Here is a 20,812-nt window from a genome sequence, read left to right as displayed (position 1 = left end):
GCTGGCCCGTGTCTGACCCGCGCCCGGGGCGGGCCCGGACCGGGCCCGGCCGGGTCTCGGGCCGCAAGTGATCCACTTCGTTGCGGAATGGGCGGTTTCGCATCTCGTCACCGGATTGTTGGACGGAGCCGCCGGGGGTCACAGAATGGATCGCTAGACTCACGGCCGATGACCAGTACGAGCACGAGAAGCCCTGTCCGCCCCACCGCAGGCGCGCCGGGGCCGGCCCCGCGTACCGGTCGGGGACCCTTCGACACCTTCCTGCGGAAGCGCGCCGGCCACATGGCCATGGCGGGTTTCTGGCTGGCCACCCGCGCCCTGATGGTGGTCCTCCTCGTGGTGAACCTGCACGGCACCTCCTCGGTGCGCGTGGAGATCACCGAGACCTACAACAACTGGTACGACGTCCTCGTCACCGGGACGATGCCGCACAACGACGTCATGTGGCAGTACCCGCCGGCGGCCGCGGCCGTCTTCCTCTCGCCCGACCTGCTGCCCTTCCTCAGCTACTTCCAGGCGTTCGTCGCGCTGACCGTCGTCTGCGACGCCCTGATCGCCGTCGGCCTGGTCCGCGCCGCCCGCCGCCCCGACGGCAGCATGGCCGGCGCCGTGCTGTGGCTGACCACGCTGCCGCTGCTGCTGTCGCTGCCCTTCGGGCGCTACGACCTCCAGGTCACCCTGCTCGCCGTCGGCTCGCTGCTGTGCCTGCGCTTCCGCCGCAAGCTCGGCGGGGTCCTCGCCGGTATCGGCGCCCTGGTGAAGGTGTGGCCGCTGCTCACCCTGATCGGCACCCCGCGCGGCCGGACCACCCGCGACGCGATCGTCTCGGCCGCGGCCGCCGCGGCCGTCCTGCTCGCGGTCCTCGCGCTGTTCTTCCGCGACACCCTCGGCTTCCTGGGCAACCAGGGCAACCGCGGCATCCAGGTGGAGTCGCTGGGCGGCTCGGCCCTGATGCTCGGCAAGCTCGTCGGCGCCTGGTCCGGGAAGACCGAGGTCCGCTACGGCGCCTACGAGTACCTGGGCCCGTACGTCTCCAGCGTCGCCGTGCTCTCCGTCGCGCTCACGGTCCTCGGATTCGGCTGGCTGCTGCTGTGGCGCGTCAAGGCCCGCCGCTGGTCGACCGCGACGCCGCTCGACGCGGCGCTGTGCGCCATCCTCGTCTTCACCATCACCAGCCGCGTGCTCAGCCCGCAGTACCTGATCTGGCTGGTCGGCCTCGCCGCGGTCTGCCTCACCTGCCGGCACACCACGCAGCGGCCGGTCGCCTGGCTGATCGTCGCCGCCACCGCGCTCAGCACGGCGATCTACCCGCTGACCTACGGCTCGGAGATCCTCCCGGGCACGGTCTTCGGAACGATCCTGCTCTGCGTCCGCAACGGCCTGCTCGCCTGGGCCGCCGTCTGGTCCTGCGTCCGCCTGTGGAGGGCCAGCGTCACCGCCGCCCCGGCGCCCGGGCCGGCGCCCGCCACGACGACCGCTGCCAAGCCCGGGGTTCCCGCGCGCGTCTGAGGCGCCCGGCGCGGTGGCCGGGAAGGTGCGCCGGTCACGGCACGGGCCGTCTAGGGGGTTCTACGGTGCTGCGCGGCGCGGGCGGTGAACTCCGCGTCGCGCAGCACCCGCTGGGCGTTGCCCCAGGTCAGCAAGGACAGGTCGGCCTCCGGCCAGCCCCGCTCCAGGAGCTCCGCGATCAGCCGCGGATAGCCGGAGGGGTCGGTCAGGCCCGACGGCCGGGGGATGCCCGGCTCGGCGCCGAAACCGGCGCCGAGGCCCACGCAGTGGGGGCCGGCGACGGCCCGTACGTGGTCCAGGTGGTCCGCGACCGCGTGCAGGGAGTCCCCGGTGCGCGCGCTGTCGAAGGTGACCATCGCCAGGCCGTTCGCGGCGCGCAGCGCGAGCAGCACCTCGTCCGTGACGTTGCCCGGGTGGGGATGGACCGCGGCCGCGGCGGTGTGCGAGATGATCACCGGCGCCTTGGAGGCCCCCGCGATCTGGCAGGCCGCGACCGGCGGGCAGCCGGTGAGGTCCAGCAGCATCGCCAGCCGGTTGGTCTCGCGCACCACTTCGTGGCCGAAGGCGGTGAGGCCGTCGGCGGCCCACGGGGCTCCGGCGGGCGCGAGGAGGCGTACCCCCAGGGCGTGGAAGGCGCGCAGCGCGCCGAGGGAGTCCGTCAGCGTGCGGCCGGGCACGGGGCCCAGGAACGAGGCGATGCGGCCGCGGTTGCGCGCGTCGGCCAGGGCGTCGGCGCTCAGGGCGAGGCAGAGGCTGTCGGGATAGCGGCGCATCAGGGCGAGCGCCACGTCGATCTGTTCGAGGGTGTCGGACACCACCTGGTCGGCGGGTCCGCTCTCGCGGGCCGGCCCGGACGCGGACGGCGTCATCAGGGACCAGAACTGGGCGCCCACGCCCCCGGCGCGCAGCCGCGGGATGTCGGTGTCGACGCCCGTGTCCGAGGTGTCGATGTCGTGGTACGGGCTCTGGCGCAGGGTCCATACGAGGGTGTTGCACCCGTCCGCGACGGGGTGGACGGCCAACAGCGCGGAAGCCCGGTCCAGGGCTCCCACCGGGGCGGCGGGGGTGTCCTCGGCCCCGAGGGGGCTCGGGCCCACGGGGGTCGCCGGGCTCGTGTGCGGTTCATCCTGCAGGTCGGCCATGGCATGCGCTCCGGTCTCGGCGGCAGCGGGAGAGAAGCAGGGAAGGTGGTGCCACCGTGACATGTGGGACGCGAAAGACGCCCGGCGGATGTGGCGTTCGGGTGAAACCGGCAGGTCACCGGGCCGGAGGGGCCGCCGGGCGGCGCTGCCGAGGGGCGGGCGGGCGCCGTGCGGACCGGGTGGGCACCCCGAGACCGGGCGGGCGGGCGCCGTGGAGACCGGGCACCCCGGAGACGGGTGCGGGCGGGCCCGGACCTCCGGACCCGCCCGCACCGCACCGCTCGAGCCCCTAGCTCTCCTGCCGCGCCGGGAGCACCGCGTTCGAGGGGCCCCGCGCGGCCGACTGCTCGCGCGCCACCGCTTCGGCGTCGCGCAGCACCCGTACCGCGTTCGACCAGGTCAGCTTCGCCAGGTCGGCCTTCGACCAGCCGCGGGTCAGCAGTTCGGCGACCAGGTTCGGGTACCCGGACACGTCCTCGAGCCCGGACGGGGTGAAGGCCGTGCCGTCGTAGTCCCCGCCGATGCCGATGTGGTCGACCCCGGCCACCTCGCGCATGTGGTCCAGGTGGTCGGCGACCGTGGCGGCCGTGGCCACCGGGCGGGGGCGCGCCTCCTCGAAGGCCCGGTGCAGCGCCATCGCCCCGGGGGTGGTGTCGAGGTGGTGGAAACCGTGCGCGCGCAGGTTCTCGTCCGCGGCCAGGGTCCACTCGACGGCCGTGGGGAGGATGAACTTGGGCACGAAGGTGGCCATCGCCACCCCGCCGTTGGCCGGCAGCAGCTCCAGCACGTCGTCGGGGATGTTGCGCACGTGGTCGCAGACGGCGCGGGCGGAGGAGTGCGAGAAGACCACCGGCGCCGCCGAGACCGCGAGCGCGTCGCGCATCGTCGTCGCGGCGACGTGCGAGAGGTCGACGAGCATGCCGACGCGGTTCATCTCGCGGACGACCTCGCGGCCGAAGTCGCTCAGGCCGCCGTGCCGGGGTTCGTCGGTCGCCGAGTCCGCCCAGTCGATGGTGTCGTTGTGCGTGAGCGTCATGTACCGCACGCCGAGCCGGTACAGGGCCCGGAGGGTGGCGAGCGAGTTGTTGATGGAGTGCCCGCCCTCGGCGCCCATCAGGGAGGCGATCCGGCCGTCCGCGCGGGCCGCTTCCATGTCGTCCGCCGTCAGGGCCCGTACCAGGTCGCGGGGGTAGCGCTCGATCAGCTGGGCGACGGCGTCGATCTGCTCCAGGGTGGCGCTGACCGCCTCGTCCCCCGTGTAGTCGGAGCGCACGTAGACGGACCAGAACTGCGCGCCGACCCCTCCGGCGCGCAGCCGGGGGATGTCGGTGTGCAGGTGCGCGGACTGGTCGGCGGCGATGTCCCGCCGGTCCAGGTCGTAGCGCACGGTCTCGCGCAGTGCCCAGGGCAGGTCGTTGTGCCCGTCGACGACCGGGAACTCGGCGAGCAGCTCGCGCGCCGCGTCCAGGTACCCGGCCGCGGCCGGGCCGTCGGCCGCGGCCGCCGCGCCCGCCGCGTTCACTTGCCGAACCCGAAGGACTCCTGGCCCGCGACCTTCGTACGCAGCCGCTTGCCCTTCTCGGTGGCCTGGTCGTTCAGCTCCTGCTGGAACTCGCGCATGCGGCCCAGCAGCTCCGGGTCGTGCGCGGCCAGCATCCGCACGGCCAGCAGCCCGGCGTTGCGGGCGCCGGCGATCGAGACGGTGGCGACGGGGACCCCGGCGGGCATCTGGACGATCGACATCAGCGAGTCCATGCCGTCGAGGTACCTCAGCGGGACGGGTACGCCGATGACCGGCAGCGGGGTGACGGAGGCGAGCATGCCGGGCAGGTGGGCGGCCCCGCCCGCGCCCGCGATGACCGCCTTCAGGCCGCGTCCGGCGGCCCGCTCCCCGTACGCGATCATCTCGCGCGGCATCCGGTGGGCGGAGACCACGTCGACCTCGTAGGGGATCTCGAACTCGTCGAGGGCCTGGGCGGCGGCCTCCATGACGGGCCAGTCGGAGTCCGAGCCCATGACGATGCCGATGACGGGAGCTGCTGCGGAGGTGCTCATTCGGTGATGGTTCCTCTGAGGTAGCCGGCTGCGTGACGTGCGCGCTCCAGCACATCGTCCAGGTCGTCGCCGTAGGTGTTGACGTGGCCGACCTTGCGGCCGTGTTTCACGTCCTTGCCGTACATGTGGATCTTCAGCTGGGGATCGTGGGCCATGCAGTGCAGGTACGCCGCGTACATGTCGGGGTAGTCCCCGCCGAGCACGTTCGCCATGACCGTCCAGCGGGCGCGCGGGCGCGGGTCGCCGAGGGGGAGGTCCAGGACGGCCCGGACGTGGTTGGCGAACTGGGAGGTGACGGCACCGTCCTGGGTCCAGTGGCCGCTGTTGTGCGGGCGCATGGCCAGTTCGTTGACCAGGATCCGGCCGTCGGAGGTCTCGAACAGCTCCACGGCCAGGTGGCCGGTCACGCCGAGCTCCTGGGCGATGCGCAGGGCCAGGGCCTGGGCCTCGCCCGCGAGCTCCTCGGAGAGGTGCGGAGCGGGGGCGATCACGGTGTCGCAGACGCCGTCCACCTGGACGGACTCCACGACCGGGTAGGCCACCGCCTGGCCGTGCGGGGAGCGGACGATGTTGGCCGCGAGCTCGCGGACGAAGTCCACCTTCTCCTCGGCCAGGACGGGGACGCCCGCCTTGAACGGGGCCTCCGCGTCCTGCGGCGTGCGGACGAACCACACGCCCTTTCCGTCGTACCCGCCGCGCACCGTCTTGAGGATGACGGGGAAGCCGCCGACCTCGTCCGCGAAGGCCGCCGCGTCCGCCGGATCGCTCACGATCCGGTGGCGGGGGCTGGGCACGCCGATCGCGTCGAGCTTGGCGCGCATCACCCCCTTGTCCGCGGCGTGCATCAGCGCGTCGGGACCCGGGCGGACGGGTACGCCGTCGGCTTCCAGGGCCCGCAGGTGCGCGATGGGCACGTGCTCGTGGTCGAAGGTGATCACGTCACAGCCGCGCGCGAAGGCGCGCAGGGTCTCCAGGTCGCGATAGTCGCCGATGACGACGTCGCTCACGACCTGGGCCGCCGAGTCCTGTGGTGTGTCACTGAGGAGCTTGAATCTGATGCCGAGGGGGATGCCCGCCTCGTGGGTCATGCGGGCGAGCTGTCCGCCGCCGACCATGCCGACTACCGGGAACGTCACTCCCCCAGGGTATCCGGCGGTATTGCGCCATATGGACGGGCCCTGGCCGGTACCGGCTCGCGGCGGGACGAAAGGGATGGGTGGGGTGGGGCGGGTGTGCCGTGGGTCGCACGGCTTCCCAAGGCGCAGACGTACGAGCGGGGCGACACTTAACATGTGGGGGCCGAAGACAAGTGTGATGCCTCATACGGGGGGCCCGAGGGACAGGACTGAAGCCTCTTATGAGCAAGCCGGAGAACGGATCTGCCCTCGACCGCGTGAGCTCGCTGCTCCGTGAGGTCGCCAGATTCGGCGCCGTCGGCGGGCTGGGCGTCCTGGTCAACCTCGGAGTCTTCAACCTGCTCCGCCAGGTGACCGACCTGCAGGTGGTGCGCGCGAGCGTGATAGCCACCCTGGTGGCCATCACCACGAACTACCTGGGCTTCCGCTACTTCGCCTACCGGGACCGCGCCGACCAGACCGGGGCGGGGCGTACCCGCGAGCTCGTCCTGTTCGTCGCCTTCAGCGCGATCGGCCTGGTCATCGAGAACGGCATCCTCTTCACGGCCACGTACGGCTTCCACTGGGACGGTCCGCTGGCCTCGAACTTCTTCAAGTTCACCGGCATCGGCATCGCCACCGTGTTCCGCTTCTGGTCCTACCGGAGCTGGGTCTTCAAGGCCCTGCCCGCGCCGGGCGCGTCCTCGCTGGTGGTCGAGCAGCGCGACGGGCAGGGCGAGGTCCCCTTGCGGACCCCGGAAGCCGCCGCGAACTAGGGTTCCCCTCCCCCGCGCCGCCCTTCAGCGGACCGTCTCCGCCGGCTCGGCGCGTTCCGGCGCGGTCCGGCTGAGAAACAGGGCGAACACCGGCGGCTGGGTCTGGAGCAGCTCCAGGCGGCCGCCGTCGGCCTCCGCGAGGTCCCGGGCGACCGCGAGGCCGATCCCGGTGGAGTTGCGGCCGCTGATGGCCCGCTCGAAGATCCGGTTGCCGAGGTCCGGCGGGACGCCCGGCCCTTCGTCGGTGACCTCGAGGACCGCCTGGTTCCCGATCACCCGGGTCCGCAGGGCCACGGTGCCGCCGCCGTGCATGAGGGAGTTCTCCACCAGGGTCGCCAGGACCTGCGAGACCGCGCCCGGGGTGCCCACGGCCCGCATGCCGGTCTTCCCCGAGCGCACGATGGCCCGTCCGGCGCTGCGGTAGGCCGGGCGCCACTCCTCCACCTGCTGTTTGACGACCTCGTCGAGGTCGAAGGGGACCGCGGAGCCCGTCCGGGGGTCCCGGGAGTTCGTGAGGAGCCGCTCCACCACGTCGGTGAGCCGCTCCACCTGGGTCAGGGCGATCGTCGCCTCCTCCCGCACGGTCTCCAGGTCCTCCGTGACGGTGATCTCCTCCAGCCGCATCGACAGGGCCGTCAGGGGGGTCCGCAGCTGGTGGGAGGCGTCCGCGGCCAGTCGCCGCTCGGCGGTCAGCATCCGTCCGATCCGTTCGGCGCTGGAGTCCAGTACGTCGGCGACCCGGTCCAGCTCGGGGACCCCGTACCGCTTGTGCCGGGGGCGCGGGTCGCCGGATCCGAGGCGCTCGGCCGTCTCGGCCAGGTCGGTGAGCGGGGAGGCGAGCCGGTTGGCCTGGCGTACGGCGAGCAGGACGGCCGCCACCACGGCGAGCAGGGCCACGGCGCCGACCACGGCCAGGGTCCGCCCGACCTCCCGGGTGACCGTGGAGCGGGACTCCTCGACGACGACGACCTCGCCCTGTTCGCCCCGGGCGGTGCCCCGGATGACGCTGCCCTCGATGCGCGACCCGACCTCGACGGGCGGCCGCCCCGGGAGCATGATCCGCGCGTAGCGGCCGGCGTCGAGCCGTGCGGCGACGGCCTCCGCGTCGACCGGCTTCTTCTCCAGGACGTCGCCCTCCATGCTGCCCACCAGTCTCAGGGCCTCGGACTCGATGCGGTCCTGGGCGCTGCTGGTGATGGTCCGGGTCTCCACGATGACGAGCGAGACGCCGAAGACGGCGATGACGACGAGCACCACGGCGAGCGTGGAGTTGATCAGGCGGCGGCGCATGGCTTAGAGGATGCCCTACGGCGGGCACGGGAAGCGGGCCGGCGGAAGCGGGCCGGCGGCGCCGCGGCCGCGCCCCGCGCCGGGTCGCCCGGCCGGTGCCGGGGCCCGTACGGCGGACCGCACCGCGGCTCGCCCGGCCGTACGGCGGACCGTACCGGGGCTCGCCCGGCCGTACGGCGGCTCGCCCGGGCCGTACCGCGGTCCCTCCGGCGGCCGGGCGGACCGGGGCGGCAGCGGCGGCCGCCGCTCGGCTCAGCTCTTCTCGAAGCGGAAGCCGACCCCGCGCACGGTGGCGATGTAGCGGGGGTTCGCCGCGTCGTCGCCGAGCTTCTTGCGCAGCCAGGAGATGTGCATGTCGAGGGTCTTGGTGGAGGACCACCAGGTGGTGTCCCAGACCTCGCGCATCAGCTGGTCGCGGGTGACGACCCGGCCGGCGTCGCGGACCAGGACGCGCAGCAGGTCGAACTCCTTCGCCGTGAGCTGGAGCTCCTCCTCGCCCATCCACGCGCGGTGCGACTCGACGTCGATCCGCACCCCGTGGGTGGCGGGGGTCTGGGAGGCCTCGTTGGCGCCGCGCCGCAGCAGGGCCCGGACCCGGGCGAGCAGCTCGGCGAGACGGAAGGGCTTGGTCACGTAGTCGTCGGCGCCGGCGTCCAGGCCGACGACCGTGTCGACCTCGTCGGCGCGGGCGGTCAGGACCAGGATCGGGAAGCCGTGGCCCTCGGCGCGCAGCCTGCGGGCCACCTCCAGGCCGTCCATGCCCGGCAGCCCCAGGTCCAGGACGACAAGATCGACGCCGCCCTGCAGTCCCGCGTCCAGGGCGGTGGGGCCGTCCTCCCGGACCTCGACCTCGTACCCCTCCCGGCGCAGGGCGCGGGCCAGGGGTTCCGAGATGGATGCGTCGTCCTCGGCGAGCAGTACACGCGTCATGTGGGTGATGGTAGTCCGCGGCGGGGGTCCGCAGAGGACCGCCCGCAAACCCCTGCCGATCTGCTCTTTCGATCTACTAACGACCTTAGAATGTAGCGCCGCGGTTCCTAGATCACCTGTGATCCATATCTCAAGTGCTTTCATATGCGCCGCTGTCGTGTCGTATGGTGTCGAGACGCCTGATGCACTACCTCAGAGACTTTCGCGCCAAACCAAGCCGGAAGTCTCCATTTCTGTCCAGACCGGACGGGCAGCCTTCTGGGAATGCCCGTCCAGGGCCTGGCCGCAGTCAATGACCTATGGGCCGGGCCCTGGCGCGATGGTGCGCCACAGGGCGTGGATCCCGGTTGTGGATGTCCTTCGCCTCCACCCTTACAGGAGCGAGACCCCAGGGCGTGGGGACGGGACACCGCCGCCGGTACCGGCCACCCTCACCGGGCGCTGATGAGCTCACGAAGCCAAGCGTCCCGAGCAAGCAAGGATCGACCATGGCTTCCAGCCTGACGAGGGACTCTGCGGATCCGTCCGCCGAGAAGACCTTCTTCGGCCACCCCCGTGGCCTGGCCACTCTGTTCATGACCGAGATGTGGGAGCGTTTCTCCTACTACGGCATGCGCGCCCTTCTCGTCCTGTACCTGGTCTCCGGTGGCGTCGACGCCGCGACCGGCAGCCAGGGCGGCGGTCTCGCCTTCACGATGGCCACGGCCACGGCGATCTACTCCGTGTACGTCGCGATGGTCTACCTCATGGCCATGCCCGGCGGCTGGTTCGGCGACCGCGTCTGGGGTGCCCGCAAGACGGTCGCCATCGCCAGCTTCGTGATCATGGCCGGCCACGTGTCGCTCGCCATCCCCGGCCAGGCGATGTTCTTCCTCGGCCTCATCCTGGTGGCGGTCGGCTCCGGTCTGCTGAAGGCCAACATCTCCACGATGGTCGGCCACCTCTACTCGGGCCCGGACGACCCGCGTCGTGACGGCGGCTTCACGCTGTTCTACGTCGGCATCAACCTCGGCGCCTTCGTCGCCCCGCTCGTCATCGGCAGCGTCGGCGAGACGGTGAACTGGCACCTCGGCTTCCTGCTGGCCGCGATCGGCATGGGGCTGGGCCTGGTCCAGTTCCTGCTCGGCAGCAAGCACCTGAGCGCCAAGAGCAGCCTGGTCCCCAACCCGCTGTCGGCGCAGGAGCGCAAGACCGTCATCACGAAGGTCCTCATCGGCGCGGGCATCGTCGCCGTCTTCTACGGCGTCGTCGCCGCCCTGGGCCTGTACACGCTGAACTGGGCGCTCGTCCCGATCACCGTCGCGGGTCTGGCCATCCCGGTGGCCGTGCTGATGAAGATCAAGCGCGACCGCGACCTCTCGGGCACCGAGCAGTCGAAGATGACCGCGTACATCTGGTTCTTCGTGGCCGCCGCCGCGTTCTGGATGATCTACGACCAGGGTGGTTCCACCCTGTCGCTGTTCGCCGCCTCCAAGACCGCGGACTCCGTCCTCGGCCTGGGCTTCCCGGCCACCTGGTACCAGTCGCTGAACCCGCTGTTCGTCATGGCGCTGGCCCCGGTCTTCGCCTGGCTGTGGCTCTGGCTCGCGCACCGGAACAAGGAGCCGAACACCATCGTGAAGTTCGCGATGGGTCTGGTCCTGATCGGCGCCTCGTTCTTCGTCTTCATCGTCCCGATGAACATGGCGGGCGACGGCACCAAGGTCTCCCCGATGTGGCTGGTCTCGATCTACATGATCCAGACCATCGGTGAGCTGTGCCTCTCCCCGGTCGGCCTCTCGCTCACCACGAAGATGGCTCCGCAGAAGTACGCCTCCCAGATGATGGGTGTCTGGTTCCTCGCCGTCACCGCGGGTGACTGCGTCACCGGTCTGCTCTCCATCGGTGGCGTGGACCTCAACGGCACCGGGGTGATCGCCCTGGAGGCGACGGCCGCCGTCGTCGCCGGTCTGGCGATCTACGCCTACCGCAAGAAGGTCCAGGCGCTGATGGGCACCGTCCACTAGCGGCGCTCCTTCGCAGGCAACGGCCCGGCACACCACTGGTGTGCCGGGCCGTTGCGTTTCCTACGCTCCCGTGGTTCAGCCGCGGCCGCGCAGGCGCCGCCACGGCGTGAAGGTGAACACGGCGGCACCGAGCAGGATCACCGTGCCGGCGACCAGGGCCAGGGCCCTGATGCCGCCGTCGTCCGCGGCGCCGGTCTCGGCGAGGTTGCCCGAGGAGGCGTTGCCCGCGGTGCCGGGCGAGCCCGTGCCGCCCTCCTGCGCGGTGACGTCCAGCTGCAAGGAGACCCCGGTGGTGGTCGCGGTGCAGGGCACCACGATCGGTTTGCCGCCCGGGACCATGAAGACCTCGATGGTCATCGCGTCGGGGCTCAGCGTCGCCTTGCCCGTCTTGCCCGGCTTGTAGGTGCCGGTCATATCGCTCAGCGTGACCGGATCGCCCGCGCCGATGGCCGTGGTGTTCGCGGGGCCGGAGACCTTGACCGTGCCGCTGTCACCGCCGCCGATCTTGATGTTCATCGAGGGCTTGAGGGCGCCCGCCGGCAGCGGTGCCGGGCTCTTCATCGCCCCCTCGGCCGTCTTGACGGTCAGGTCGTAGACGCCGCCGTTCTTCTTGGCGTTGACCGTGACCGGGGTCTTGATGCCCCCCTCGACGAAGTCGCCGCAGGTGTAGGCGACCTCGACGGCCTTGCCCGGGAAGTCGGTCTGGCCGCCGCTCCCGCCGGTGGTGCTGCCGCTGGTGGTGCTGCCGGTGGTGCCCGGGGCACCGGTGGTGGCCCCGGTGGTCCCGGTGGTCCCGCCGCCGCCCTCGGTGACCTTGATGGTGACGCCGACCCCGACCGACTCCTGCGGGGTGCAGTGGGTGAGCAGGCCGCTGAAGTCCACGTCGTACTTGCCCGGCGACACGGTGACGTCCCCGGCCTTGGTCAGCTTGAGCTTGGCCTTCATGTCGGAGATGGTCATGGGCGACTTCTTGGGGATCGGCGGATTGCTCCGCGCCCCCTCCATCTTCAGCTCGCCGCTCTGCGCCCCGCCGACCTTCGCGTAGCCGATCGGCTTGATGCTGTCCTTGGGCAGGTCCATCAGGTCGGTGTTGTTCGAAGCCGGTTTGACGGTCTTCCAGACCACCTCGACCTCGTCACCCACCTTCGCGGTGGCGGGGGCGGTGACCGAGGCGGTGGTCGTGCCCTGGACCGGGCCGCCACCGCCCGCGGGCGGAACGCACTCCACCTTGTAGGAGACGTCGGCCGCCTGGGCGGGGCTAGCCGCCAGCAGGATGCCCGCGCCGCCGAACAGCAGCGCGACCGCGGCCGCGCTCACCCTCCGTTGGGTCCTCACGATTGTCCCTTCGTCGTCGGACTGTTCTCAGACGGTGCGGACGTCTGTGGTGCCTTTGATTCCTGTGATTCCTGTGGTGCCTGTGGTGCCTGTGGTGCCTTTGGTGCTGGTCGTCCGGATGGAGCGTCCGTCCCCGGCGCGCTGTCCGGGGTGAACCACGGCAGTACCGCCGTGGTCGTCTGTGGGGGTTCGTCCGCCGCCTCGGCGCGGACGGGCGCGAGGCCGCGTACGGGTCCGCGCGCGGAGCCCCGTACCGCCGGGATCCTCGGCAGCCGGGCGGTCACGGCGGCCGCCGGCTCGGGCGGGCGGGGGCCCCGGTGGCGGCCGGCCGCCTCGCGGGGGCGGACCTTGTCGACGACGGCCATGCCGACGCGGAAGACCGCGGCCGGGATGACCACGAGGAGCAGGCCCCAGAACAGCAGCACCCCGTACGGGCGGTCCACGCCCCAGGGCTGGGTGGCCACGACCGTCTCCCCGTACTTGAGCGAGAGCGTGTAGTCGCCGTGGGCACCCGCCGACAGCGCGGCGTGGAGGGAGACCTCGGCCTTGCCGCCGGGCGGGATGGTGCCCTTCCAGCGGACTTCCTCCCACAGGGGCGCGAACACCCCGTGCGCGGTGCCGAGCTGGAAGACCGGGTCCTTGACCGGGGCGGAGCCGAGATTGCCCACGGTGACCGTGAACGTGCGGCTCGGCGGGGCCCCGAACCAGGTCAGCACGGAGTCCTCGCCCTTGAGGCGGACCCCGGTGAGCAGGGCCAGGCGGGCGGTGCCGCCCTCGGCGGGCAGCTCGGCCACCGGGTGGTCGGTGATCTTCAGCGGGGCGGCCACGGTGGACTGGTCGCCGTTGACCGAGGTCACGTTCACCACGCACGGGCAGGGTTTGGGCGGGGCGACCACCGGGAGCCGGGCGGCGAAGTGCCCGTCGTCGGCGACCGAGACGGCGACGCCGTCGGCGTTGGCGCAGCTGTTGGTGCCCCCGATCATGTTCTGCCCGCAGACCAGCAGCATCACCATGGTCTTGCCCCGCCAGCCGGTACCGGTGACCGACAGCTCGGTTCCCTTGGCGGCCTCGCCCAGCGAGAGCGCCACGGCGGGCTTGGGTGCGTCGTCCGCGGCGGCCCCGGCCGCCGGGAACAGCGCCAGCACACAGGCCGCCGACCCCACCAGTCCCGCGAGCCCCGCCGCGACGAGGGCCCTGACCTTGCCGCCGCGTGTCCCACCGGCCTTGGCGCTCACCTGGATGCTCCCGTCAACTCGTGTTCCGGTGCTGCGGACTGGTCGGGTACGGCGGTGCCCCGCCGCGGCGGCCCGCCGTCCCCGTCCCGGGTCCGCCGCTTGCGTACGAGGAACAGCGCGGCCGCCGTGGTCGCGCCGAGGCCGAGCAGGCCGACGCCGGTCCGGCCCGCGATCCCCCAGGGCAGGAACCACCGCGAGGTGCTCCCCGTGGCGCGGGCGCCGCCGGGGGCGGTGACGGTGAGGTCCAGCGCCACCCGGTCGAAGACGGGGGCGCCGGGCCAGGGTTCGGTGAGCTCCACCCGCTGGCCGGGGAGCACCTCGACGGCCACGGGGTGGGCGCCGCGGCCCGCGACCTTGCCGAAGGCGCCGTCGGCGCGGACGGACAGCTCGGGCGTGAGCGCCACGTTGCCGCGGTTGACCAGGGTGTAGGCGACGCGGGCGGACGCGCCCTTGCCGCGTACGGAGACGTCCTCGACGGTGAGCGCCGCCAGCGTCGGGCCGCCGACCCGCAGGTGGACCCGTACGCCCACCTCGTGCCCGGCCTCGGTGGCGACCACGGCGGCCGGGTGGTCGCCGGGCGGAGAGTCGGGCGGCACGGTGACGGTGAAGGGGACCACCGCGCGGGTGTGCGCGGGGACCTTGACCGTGGTGCCCGCGCCGAAGCTGATCCAGACGCCCGCGCCCTTGGACTCCTGGGCGGAGCGCACCGCGAAGGCGCCGCCCGCCGTGTTGTAGGCGTCGGCCCCGCGCAGGGTGATGGTGCGGTCCCGGTCGCTGGTGTTGTCCAGGGCCAGGCGGTCCTCCAGCACCGTGCCGGAGGTGCCCGCGAGGTAGAAGTACGGACGGGCCCCGGCCTTCGGCGGCGCCGCCGGGGCGCTGCCGGCGACGGGTTCGGCCGTCCAGCCGGGCTCGTCGGCGGTGGCCGCGGTAGTAGTCGCGCCGAGGAGCGCGGCGGCGGCCGCGGCCGCGCCGAGCAGGTGTGCGGCGCGCCTGCGGGGGGTGTGGTGCACGGGCATGACCGGGGGCGCTCCGTTCAGGACCGGGCCCGCTGGCCGCGCCGGGTCAGCCAGAGCACGCCGGCGGCGCCGGAGAGGACCACGGTGGCGCCGAGGGTGCCGAGCGCGATGGCGGAGTCTTCGGGACCGGTCTGCGGGAGCGTTCCGTCGGTGGGGGCCTCGCCGGCCTGGGGGGCGGCGCCCTCGGTGCCCGTCACGTCCAGTTCGAGGGACGGCTTGGGGCTGTTGCCGGGGGTGCAGGTGGTGGTCGTGCTCATCGCCTTGATCGTGAGGACACCGGGGGTGAAGGTGACCTTGCCGCTCTTCTTGGGCGTGTAGGTGCCCGAGAGGTCGGTGATCTTGATGGGTGTGTCGGCGGGCGCGGCCTCGGGATTGGGCGGCCCGGAGACGGGGACGGAGACCTTCTCCGCTCCGTCGACGAGGATGACGGCGCTGGGGCTCATGGCGCCCTTGCCGAGCTCGATGGGGCTGGAGGAGACGCCCTTCTGGAAGCTCATGGTGAGCTTGTAGGCGCTGCCCTCCTTGACGGCCTTGATGTCGATGGGCGAGACCGCCGACTTGTCCCCGATGGGGGTCTTGCAGTCGTACTGGACGTCGATCACGGCGGCGTGGGCCGCGGGGGCGGCCAGCAGGAGCGCCGGTCCCGCCAGTGTGGCGGCCAGCGCGAACGCGGTGCGGGCGGTGGAGCGTTTCCGGTCGGACACCTTCGTCTTCCCCTCGAACCTCGGCCACAAGTTACTGACGGCACATCAGATTGGTGGCTCAAGGTACGCCGGGGGCCTTACGGAGGGAAGACAAAGGACGGCGCCGGATCAACAGCCCCTCCGGGGACCGCGATCGGCGCCGACGCCGTCCTGATGTGGTGGGTTTCAGGCCACCTTGCGGCCCTTGTGCCAGACGCCGGAGACCAGCGGGACGCCCGGCCGGTACGCGAGGTGGACGTGGCTGGGGGCGTCGAGCAGGGCCAGGTCCGCGCGGGCCCCGGGGGTAACGGCCCCGATGTCGGTGCGGCGCAGGGCGCGGGCGCCGCCGGCGGTGGCGGACCACAGGGCCTCGTCCGGGGTCATCCGCATGTCGCGGACGGCGAGGGCGATGCAGAACGGCACGGAACTCGTGTAGGAGGAGCCCGGGTTGCAGTCCGTGGACAGGGCCACGGTGGCGCCCGCGTCGATCAGGCGGCGGGCGTCGGGCCACTGGGCGCGGGTGGAGAACTCGGCGCCGGGCAGGAGGGTGGCGACGGTGGTCGCCGAGGCCTGCGCCAGCGCGTCGACGTCGGCGTCGGTGAGGTGGGTGCAGTGGTCGGCGGAGGCGGCTTCGAGCTCGACGGCGAGCTGCACGCCGGGGCCGTACGAGAGCTGGTTGGCGTGGACGCGCGGGATGAGCCCGGCGGCCGCTCCGGCGGTGAGGATCGCGCGGGCCTGGTCCCCGTCGAAGGCGCCCTTCTCGCAGAACACGTCGACCCAGCGGGCGTACGGGGCGCAGGCGGTCAGCATCTCGCCGGTGACGAGGTCCACGTAGCCCGCGGGGTCCTGCGCGTAGTCCGGGGAGACGATGTGCGCGCCGAGGTAGGTGACCTCCTCGGTGTGCGCGGCGGCGATCCGCAGGGCGCGGGCCTCGTCGGCGACGGTCAGGCCGTAGCCGGACTTCGTCTCGAAGGTGGTCGTGCCCTGGCGGCGGGCCTCGTCGAGGTGGCGCACCAGATTGGCCTCGAGCTCCGCGTCGGAGGCGGCGCGGGTGGCGGCGACGGTGGTGCGGATGCCTCCGGCGGAGTAGCTGAGGCCGGACATGCGGGCGTTGAACTCGGCGGTGCGGTCGCCCGCGAAGACGAGGTGGGAGTGGGAGTCGACGAAGCCGGGGATGACGGCGCGGCCGTCCGCGTCGAACGCGGTGTCGGCGGCGGGGGCTTCGGCGGCCGGGCCGACCCACGCGATCGTTTCGTCCTCGATGACGACGGCCGCGTTCCGGATCAGGCCGAGGGGGGTGCCGTCGCCGAGCGCGGGGTCATTGGTGACGAGGCTGCCGATGCGGGTGATGAGGGTGGTGGTCACGGGTTCCTCTCGGGAGAACGACGGCGTCAGCCGCGGACGGCTGCGATCGACTCGGCAAGGGCCGCGGCGACGTCGCCCACCCGGGTGTGCGCGCCGTCGCGGACGATGTGGCGGCCGGCCACGACCGTGTGCCGCACGTCCGCGGCCGTGGCCGCGAAGACGGCCGTCTCGGCGCCCAGGCGGGGCAACGGGCCGGCGGTCCGGACGGAGTCCAGCGCGATCGTGGTGAAGTCCGCGAGCGCGCCCGCCTCCAGGCGTCCCGCGTCCGGCCGGCCGAGGGACGCGTGCCCGTCGGCGGTGGCCGCGGCGAGGAGGGCGTTCGCCGTCCAGTGGCCCCGGGTACGGCTGCGCAGGCGCTCGTTCAGCTCCATCGCGCGGGCCTCTTCGAGCAGGTCGATGACGGCGTGGCTGTCGCTGCCGAGCGAGAGCGGGCTGCCCGCGCGCTGCAGTCGGGTCGCCGGGCCGATGCCGTCGGCCAGGTCGCGTTCGGTGGTGGGGCACATGCAGGTGCCGGTGCCGCTCCCGCCGAGGAGCGCGATGTCGGTGTCGGTGAGGTGCGTGTTGTGCACGCCGGTGGTGCGCGGGCCGAGCACGCCGTGGTCGGCCAGCAGTTGTGTCGGGGTCCGGCCGTGGGCGGCCAGGCAGGCGTCGTTCTCGGCGGTCTGCTCCGAGAGGTGGACGTGCAGCGGGGCCCGGCGCTCCTCGGCCCAGCGGGCCACGGTGGCCAGCTGACCGGCCGGCACGGCGCGCACCGAGTGGACCGCCGCGCCGATGGTCGCGTGCCCGCGCGGCGTGAGGGCGCTGACCCGCTCCGCCCACGCGTCGGCGGTGCCGTCGGAGAAGCGCAGCTGGTGCGGGTTCGGAGCCTCGCCGAAGCCCGCCGAGAGGTAGGCGGTGTCGAGGAGGGTGATCCGGATGCCGGCCTCGGCGGCGGCCTCGATCAGGGCCTCGCCCATGGCGTTCGGGTCGGCGTACCGGGCGCCGCCCGGCGCGTGGTGGACGTAGTGGAACTCGCCGACGTTCGTGATGCCGGCCAGCGCCATCTCGGCGTACACGGCGCGGGCGAGCGCGAAGTACGTGTCGGGGGTGAGGTTCTGGGCGACCTTGTACATGACGTCGCGCCAGGTCCAGAAGGTGCCGCTGCCGACCTGGACGGTGGACCGCAGGGCCCGGTGGAAGGCGTGGCTGTGCGCGTTGGCCAGGCCGGGGACCGTCAGGCCGCGCAGGACCTCCGCGCCCGGGGGCGGGGCGTCGACCCCGGTGCGCAGGGCGGTGATCCGCCCCTCGGCGGGGCCCTCTGCGGAGCCCTCGGCGGAGCCGTCGGCGGCCCCTGCGGCGGAGCCGTCCGTGGACACCGTCAGGGCTACGCCCGGCTCGACGTGGGTGCCGAGCCAGGCGTGCTCCAGCCAGTACGTGATCAGCGGCACGCGAGGCCTTCCAGTACGTCGGCGAGGGCGAGGACTCCGGCGACGCAGTCGTCCTCGGCGGCGAACTCCCGCGGGGAGTGGGAGACGCCGGTGGGGTTGCGCACGAACAGCATCGCGGTCGGGACGGCCGCGGAGAGGATTCCGGCGTCGTGTCCCGCGCCGGTTCCCAGGACGGGGACGGCGCCGCCGAGGAGCCGGTTCAGCTCGTCCCGCAGGGCGTGCTCGAACTCGACGACCGGGGTGAAGGACTCCCGGACGACGTCGAGGTCGATGCCGTCCTGGTCGGCGCGTTCGCGGGCGGCCTTCTCGATCGCGGTCACGACCGTGTCGAGGGTGGCCTGGTCGGCGGCGCGGGAGTCGAGCCAGCCGCGGACGAGGGACGGGATCGCGTTGACCCCGTTGGGCTCCACGGAGATCTTCCCGAAGGTGGCGACGGCCCCGGCGAGGGCCGCCTCGGCGCGGGCCGCGAGCACGGTCTGCGCGTACGTGATCATCGGGTCGCGGCGGTCCACCAGGCGGGTGGTGCCCGCGTGGTTGGCCTCGCCGCGGAAGTCGAACCGCCAGCGCCCGTGCGGCCAGATGGCCGAGGCGATGCCGACCCGGTCCCCGGACAGGTCCAGGGCGCGCCCCTGCTCCACGTGCAGTTCGACGAAGGCGCCGATGCGGGCGAGCCGTTCGGGGTCGGCCCCGATGGTCCCGGGGTCGTACCCGGCCGCTTCCATCGCCTGCGGCAGGCGGATCCCGTCCGCGTCGCGGAGCTCGTACGCCTTCTCCTTGGTCAGCTGCCCGGCGCTGAGCCGGGAACCGACGCAGGCGAGGCCGAAGCGGGCCCCTTCCTCGTCGCCGAAGTTGGTGATGGCGAGTGGCCTGGCGAACTCCGCGCCCCTCCTGCGGAGTTCGTCCAGGGCCGCGAAGGAGGACACCACTCCGAGGGGGCCGTCGAAGGCCCCGCCGTCGGGGACGGAGTCCAGGTGGGAGCCGGTGACGACGGCGTCACCGGCGAGGGGGTCGCCGAGCCAGGCCCACTGGTTGCCGTTGCGGTCGGTCTCGTACGCGAGCCCGCGCGCCTCGGCCTGCGCCTGGAACCAGGTCCGGCAGTCGACGTCGGCCCCGGTCCAGGCGTACCGGCGGTACCCGCCGCTGCCCTGGTCCCGGCCGATGGGCCGGAGCTCGGCCCACATCGTGTGGAACGAGGCTCCGGCGGCGGCTTCCTGGGTCACGCCGAGTCGCCTTCGCGCATCGGGACGCGGACGCCGCGCTCGTCCGCCACGGACTCCGCGATGTCGTAACCGGCGTCGACGTGACGGATGACGCCCATGCCCGGGTCGTTGGTCAGGACGCGGCGGATCTTCTCGCCCGCGAGCTTCGTGCCGTCGGCGACGGTGACCTGGCCCGCGTGGATCGAGCGGCCCATGCCGACGCCGCCGCCGTGGTGGATGGAGACCCAGGAGGCGCCGGAGGCCACGTTGACCATGGCGTTGAGCAGCGGCCAGTCGGCGATCGCGTCGGAGCCGTCGAGCATGGCCTCGGTCTCGCGGTACGGGGAGGCCACCGAACCGCAGTCCAGGTGGTCGCGGCCGATGACCAGCGGCGCGGCGAGCGTGCCGTCGGCCACCATCTCGTTGAAGCGCTCGCCGGCCTTGTCGCGCTCGCCGTAGCCGAGCCAGCAGATGCGCGCGGGCAGGCCCTGGAAGTGGACCCGCTCGCCGGCCATCTTGATCCAGCGGTGCAGGGACTCGTTCTCCGGGAAGAGCTCCAGCATCGCCTTGTCGGTCTTGTGGATGTCCGAGGCCTCGCCGGACAGCGCCGCCCAGCGGAAGGGGCCCTTGCCCTCGCAGAACAGCGGCCGGATGTAGGCGGGGACGAATCCGGGGAAGGCGAAGGCGCGGTCGTAGCCGGCCAGCTGGGCCTCGCCGCGGATGGAGTTGCCGTAGTCGAAGACCTCGGCGCCGGCGTCCATGAAGCCGACCATCGCCTCGACGTGCGTGGCCATCGACTCGCGGGCGCGGGTGGTGAACCCGGCCGGGTCCTTGGCCGCGTAGGCCGCCATGTCGTCGAAGTCGACGCCCACGGGCAGGTAGGCGAGCGGGTCGTGGGCGGAGGTCTGGTCCGTCACGATGTCGATCGGGGCGCCTTCCGCGAGCATCTGCGGGAGGAGCTCGGCGGCGTTGCCGAGCAGGCCGATGGAGAGCGGCTTGCGGGCGTCGCGCGCCTCGACGGCGAGGGCGAGGGCGTGGCGCAGGCTGTCGGCCTTGACGTCCAGGTAGCGGTGCTCGATGCGGCGGTCGATGGCGCGCGGGTCGACGTCGATGCAGATGGCGACGCCGTCGTTCATCGTCACGGCCAGCGGCTGGGCGCCGCCCATGCCGCCGAGGCCGGCGGTGAGGGTGATGGTGCCGGCGAGGGTTCCGTTGAACTTCTTGGCCGCGACGGCGGCGAAGGTCTCGTAGGTGCCCTGGAGGATGCCCTGGGTGCCGATGTAGATCCACGAGCCGGCGGTCATCTGGCCGTACATGGTCAGGCCGAGGTGCTCCAGGCGGCGGAACTCCTCCCAGTTGGCCCAGTCGCCGACCAGGTTGGAGTTCGCGAGCAGGACGCGCGGGGCCCACTCGTGGGTCTGCATCACGCCGACCGGGCGGCCGGACTGGACGAGCATCGTCTCGTCCTGCTTCAGGGTCTGGAGCGTGCGGACCATCGCGTCGTACGAGCGCCAGTCGCGCGCGGCCTTGCCGGTGCCGCCGTAGACGACGAGCTTGTCGGGGTGCTCGGCGACCTCGGGGTCGAGGTTGTTCTGGAGCATCCGCAGCGCGGCCTCCTGCTGCCATCCCAGGGTGCTCAGGTCGGTACCTCGTGCGGCACGTACGGGGCGGGGTCCTGACATGGCGGTGCCTCCTCCAGTGTTGGTCAATTCCATTCACATCCTCGCGC

At 72.8% G+C, this 20,812-nt stretch carries 17 protein-coding genes; 3 read left to right on the top strand and 14 right to left on the bottom strand.

All coding sequences use genetic code 11. The annotated features are described in order from the left end of the window. Positions 1-168 precede the first annotated feature (168 nt). On the top strand, positions 169-1,509 hold the full coding sequence (locus tag ACWF9Z_RS22585) for a glycosyltransferase 87 family protein (RefSeq protein ID WP_453604594.1): 1,341 nt from the start codon (positions 169-171) through the stop codon (positions 1,507-1,509). A gap of 50 nt (positions 1,510-1,559) precedes the next feature. Here ACWF9Z_RS22585 and ACWF9Z_RS22580 read toward each other — a convergent pair whose 3' ends face one another. The 4 genes from ACWF9Z_RS22580 to ACWF9Z_RS22565 all read right to left on the bottom strand — a co-directional run bounded on the left by ACWF9Z_RS22580 (position 1,560) and on the right by ACWF9Z_RS22565 (position 5,842). Then, the gene (locus ACWF9Z_RS22580) at positions 1,560-2,651 is read right to left on the bottom strand and encodes a membrane dipeptidase (RefSeq protein ID WP_453604593.1); all 1,092 of its coding nucleotides are present in this window, start codon (positions 2,649-2,651) and stop codon (positions 1,560-1,562) included. A 289-nt stretch (positions 2,652-2,940) separates the two neighbouring features. Next, entirely contained in the window at positions 2,941-4,173 is a 1,233-nt protein-coding gene (locus ACWF9Z_RS22575; protein WP_453604591.1) for a dipeptidase, read from the bottom strand. Then, positions 4,170-4,706 carry a 5-(carboxyamino)imidazole ribonucleotide mutase gene (gene purE / locus ACWF9Z_RS22570; RefSeq protein WP_453604589.1) on the bottom strand — a complete coding sequence of 179 codons (537 nt, stop codon included), beginning with the start codon at positions 4,704-4,706 and terminating at the stop codon, positions 4,170-4,172. The genes ACWF9Z_RS22575 and purE overlap by 4 nt, the downstream gene beginning before the upstream one ends. Then, positions 4,703-5,842, bottom strand: a complete 1,140-nt coding sequence (locus ACWF9Z_RS22565; RefSeq protein ID WP_453604587.1) for a 5-(carboxyamino)imidazole ribonucleotide synthase — start codon at positions 5,840-5,842, stop codon at positions 4,703-4,705. Before ACWF9Z_RS22565 ends, purE begins: the two co-directional genes overlap by 4 nt. A 221-nt stretch (positions 5,843-6,063) precedes the next feature. Here ACWF9Z_RS22565 and ACWF9Z_RS22560 point away from each other — a divergent pair, with 221 nt between their 5' ends. Next, positions 6,064-6,597 (top strand): GtrA family protein, encoded by a 534-nt coding sequence (locus ACWF9Z_RS22560; protein ID WP_453604585.1) that lies wholly within the window; start codon positions 6,064-6,066, stop codon positions 6,595-6,597. A gap of 24 nt (positions 6,598-6,621) precedes the next feature. Here ACWF9Z_RS22560 and ACWF9Z_RS22555 read toward each other — a convergent pair whose 3' ends face one another. Together ACWF9Z_RS22555 and ACWF9Z_RS22550 are read right to left on the bottom strand one after the other, a co-directional pair. Further along, positions 6,622-7,887 (bottom strand): ATP-binding protein, encoded by a 1,266-nt coding sequence (locus ACWF9Z_RS22555; protein ID WP_453604583.1) that lies wholly within the window; start codon positions 7,885-7,887, stop codon positions 6,622-6,624. Between the two features lie 252 nt (positions 7,888-8,139). After that, a complete protein-coding gene (locus ACWF9Z_RS22550) occupies positions 8,140-8,817 on the bottom strand; it encodes a response regulator transcription factor (RefSeq protein WP_267753822.1) in 678 nt (225 codons plus the stop codon). A 488-nt stretch (positions 8,818-9,305) separates the two neighbouring features. Between ACWF9Z_RS22550 and ACWF9Z_RS22545 the strand changes: the two genes are divergently transcribed. Then, on the top strand, positions 9,306-10,823 hold the full coding sequence (locus ACWF9Z_RS22545; RefSeq protein WP_453604580.1) for a peptide MFS transporter: 1,518 nt from the start codon (positions 9,306-9,308) through the stop codon (positions 10,821-10,823). 75 nt (positions 10,824-10,898) lie between these two features. Here ACWF9Z_RS22545 and ACWF9Z_RS22540 read toward each other — a convergent pair whose 3' ends face one another. From ACWF9Z_RS22540 to hutU, 8 genes are all read right to left on the bottom strand, one after another. Then, on the bottom strand, positions 10,899-12,140 hold the full coding sequence (locus tag ACWF9Z_RS22540; RefSeq protein ID WP_453604579.1) for a hypothetical protein: 1,242 nt from the start codon (positions 12,138-12,140) through the stop codon (positions 10,899-10,901). A 14-nt stretch (positions 12,141-12,154) separates the two neighbouring features. Continuing rightward, positions 12,155-13,393: a hypothetical protein gene (locus ACWF9Z_RS22535; protein ID WP_453604578.1), complete on the bottom strand. Its 1,239-nt coding sequence runs from the start codon at positions 13,391-13,393 to the stop codon at positions 12,155-12,157. Beyond that, positions 13,390-14,409 carry a COG1470 family protein gene (locus ACWF9Z_RS22530; RefSeq protein WP_453604576.1) on the bottom strand — a complete coding sequence of 340 codons (1,020 nt, stop codon included), beginning with the start codon at positions 14,407-14,409 and terminating at the stop codon, positions 13,390-13,392. Before ACWF9Z_RS22530 ends, ACWF9Z_RS22535 begins: the two co-directional genes overlap by 4 nt. 17 nt (positions 14,410-14,426) lie before the next feature. Next, positions 14,427-15,113: an LPXTG cell wall anchor domain-containing protein gene (locus ACWF9Z_RS22525; protein ID WP_453604574.1), complete on the bottom strand. Its 687-nt coding sequence runs from the start codon at positions 15,111-15,113 to the stop codon at positions 14,427-14,429. Between the two features lie 165 nt (positions 15,114-15,278). Then, positions 15,279-16,457: an imidazolonepropionase gene (gene hutI / locus ACWF9Z_RS22520; protein ID WP_453604572.1), complete on the bottom strand. Its 1,179-nt coding sequence runs from the start codon at positions 16,455-16,457 to the stop codon at positions 15,279-15,281. Between the two features lie 26 nt (positions 16,458-16,483). Next, entirely contained in the window at positions 16,484-17,884 is a 1,401-nt protein-coding gene (locus ACWF9Z_RS22515; protein ID WP_453604570.1) for a formimidoylglutamate deiminase, read from the bottom strand. Continuing rightward, positions 17,875-19,065, bottom strand: coding sequence for an allantoate amidohydrolase (locus ACWF9Z_RS22510; protein ID WP_453604613.1), 1,191 nt, complete (start codon positions 19,063-19,065; stop codon positions 17,875-17,877). Before ACWF9Z_RS22510 ends, ACWF9Z_RS22515 begins: the two co-directional genes overlap by 10 nt. Positions 19,066-19,100: 35 nt before the next feature. Then, positions 19,101-20,765 carry a urocanate hydratase gene (gene hutU, locus ACWF9Z_RS22505; protein WP_453604569.1) on the bottom strand — a complete coding sequence of 555 codons (1,665 nt, stop codon included), beginning with the start codon at positions 20,763-20,765 and terminating at the stop codon, positions 19,101-19,103. Positions 20,766-20,812: the final 47 nt, after the last annotated feature.

Source organism: Streptomyces sp. NPDC054961, assembly GCF_053609145.1.
Note: the sequence above shows the minus strand (reverse complement) of the source record. Positions and strands in the feature narration are given on the sequence as shown.

Bases quoted from the DNA above. Each gene is read 5' to 3' on its own strand.
- hutU (WP_453604569.1), bottom strand. From the start codon at position 20,765: ATGTCAGGACCCCGCCCCGTACGTGCCGCACGAGGTACCGACCTGAGC.
- purE (WP_453604589.1), bottom strand. From the start codon at position 4,706: ATGAGCACCTCCGCAGCAGCTCCCGTCATCGGCATCGTCATGGGCTCG.
- ACWF9Z_RS22550 (WP_267753822.1), bottom strand. From the start codon at position 8,817: ATGACGCGTGTACTGCTCGCCGAGGACGACGCATCCATCTCGGAACCC.
- ACWF9Z_RS22585 (WP_453604594.1), top strand. From the start codon at position 169: ATGACCAGTACGAGCACGAGAAGCCCTGTCCGCCCCACCGCAGGCGCG.
- ACWF9Z_RS22510 (WP_453604613.1), bottom strand. From the start codon at position 19,065: ATGTGGGCCGAGCTCCGGCCCATCGGCCGGGACCAGGGCAGCGGCGGG.
- ACWF9Z_RS22555 (WP_453604583.1), bottom strand. From the start codon at position 7,887: ATGCGCCGCCGCCTGATCAACTCCACGCTCGCCGTGGTGCTCGTCGTC.
- ACWF9Z_RS22545 (WP_453604580.1), top strand. From the start codon at position 9,306: ATGGCTTCCAGCCTGACGAGGGACTCTGCGGATCCGTCCGCCGAGAAG.
- ACWF9Z_RS22530 (WP_453604576.1), bottom strand. From the start codon at position 14,409: ATGCCCGTGCACCACACCCCCCGCAGGCGCGCCGCACACCTGCTCGGC.
- ACWF9Z_RS22560 (WP_453604585.1), top strand. From the start codon at position 6,064: ATGAGCAAGCCGGAGAACGGATCTGCCCTCGACCGCGTGAGCTCGCTG.
- ACWF9Z_RS22580 (WP_453604593.1), bottom strand. From the start codon at position 2,651: ATGGCCGACCTGCAGGATGAACCGCACACGAGCCCGGCGACCCCCGTG.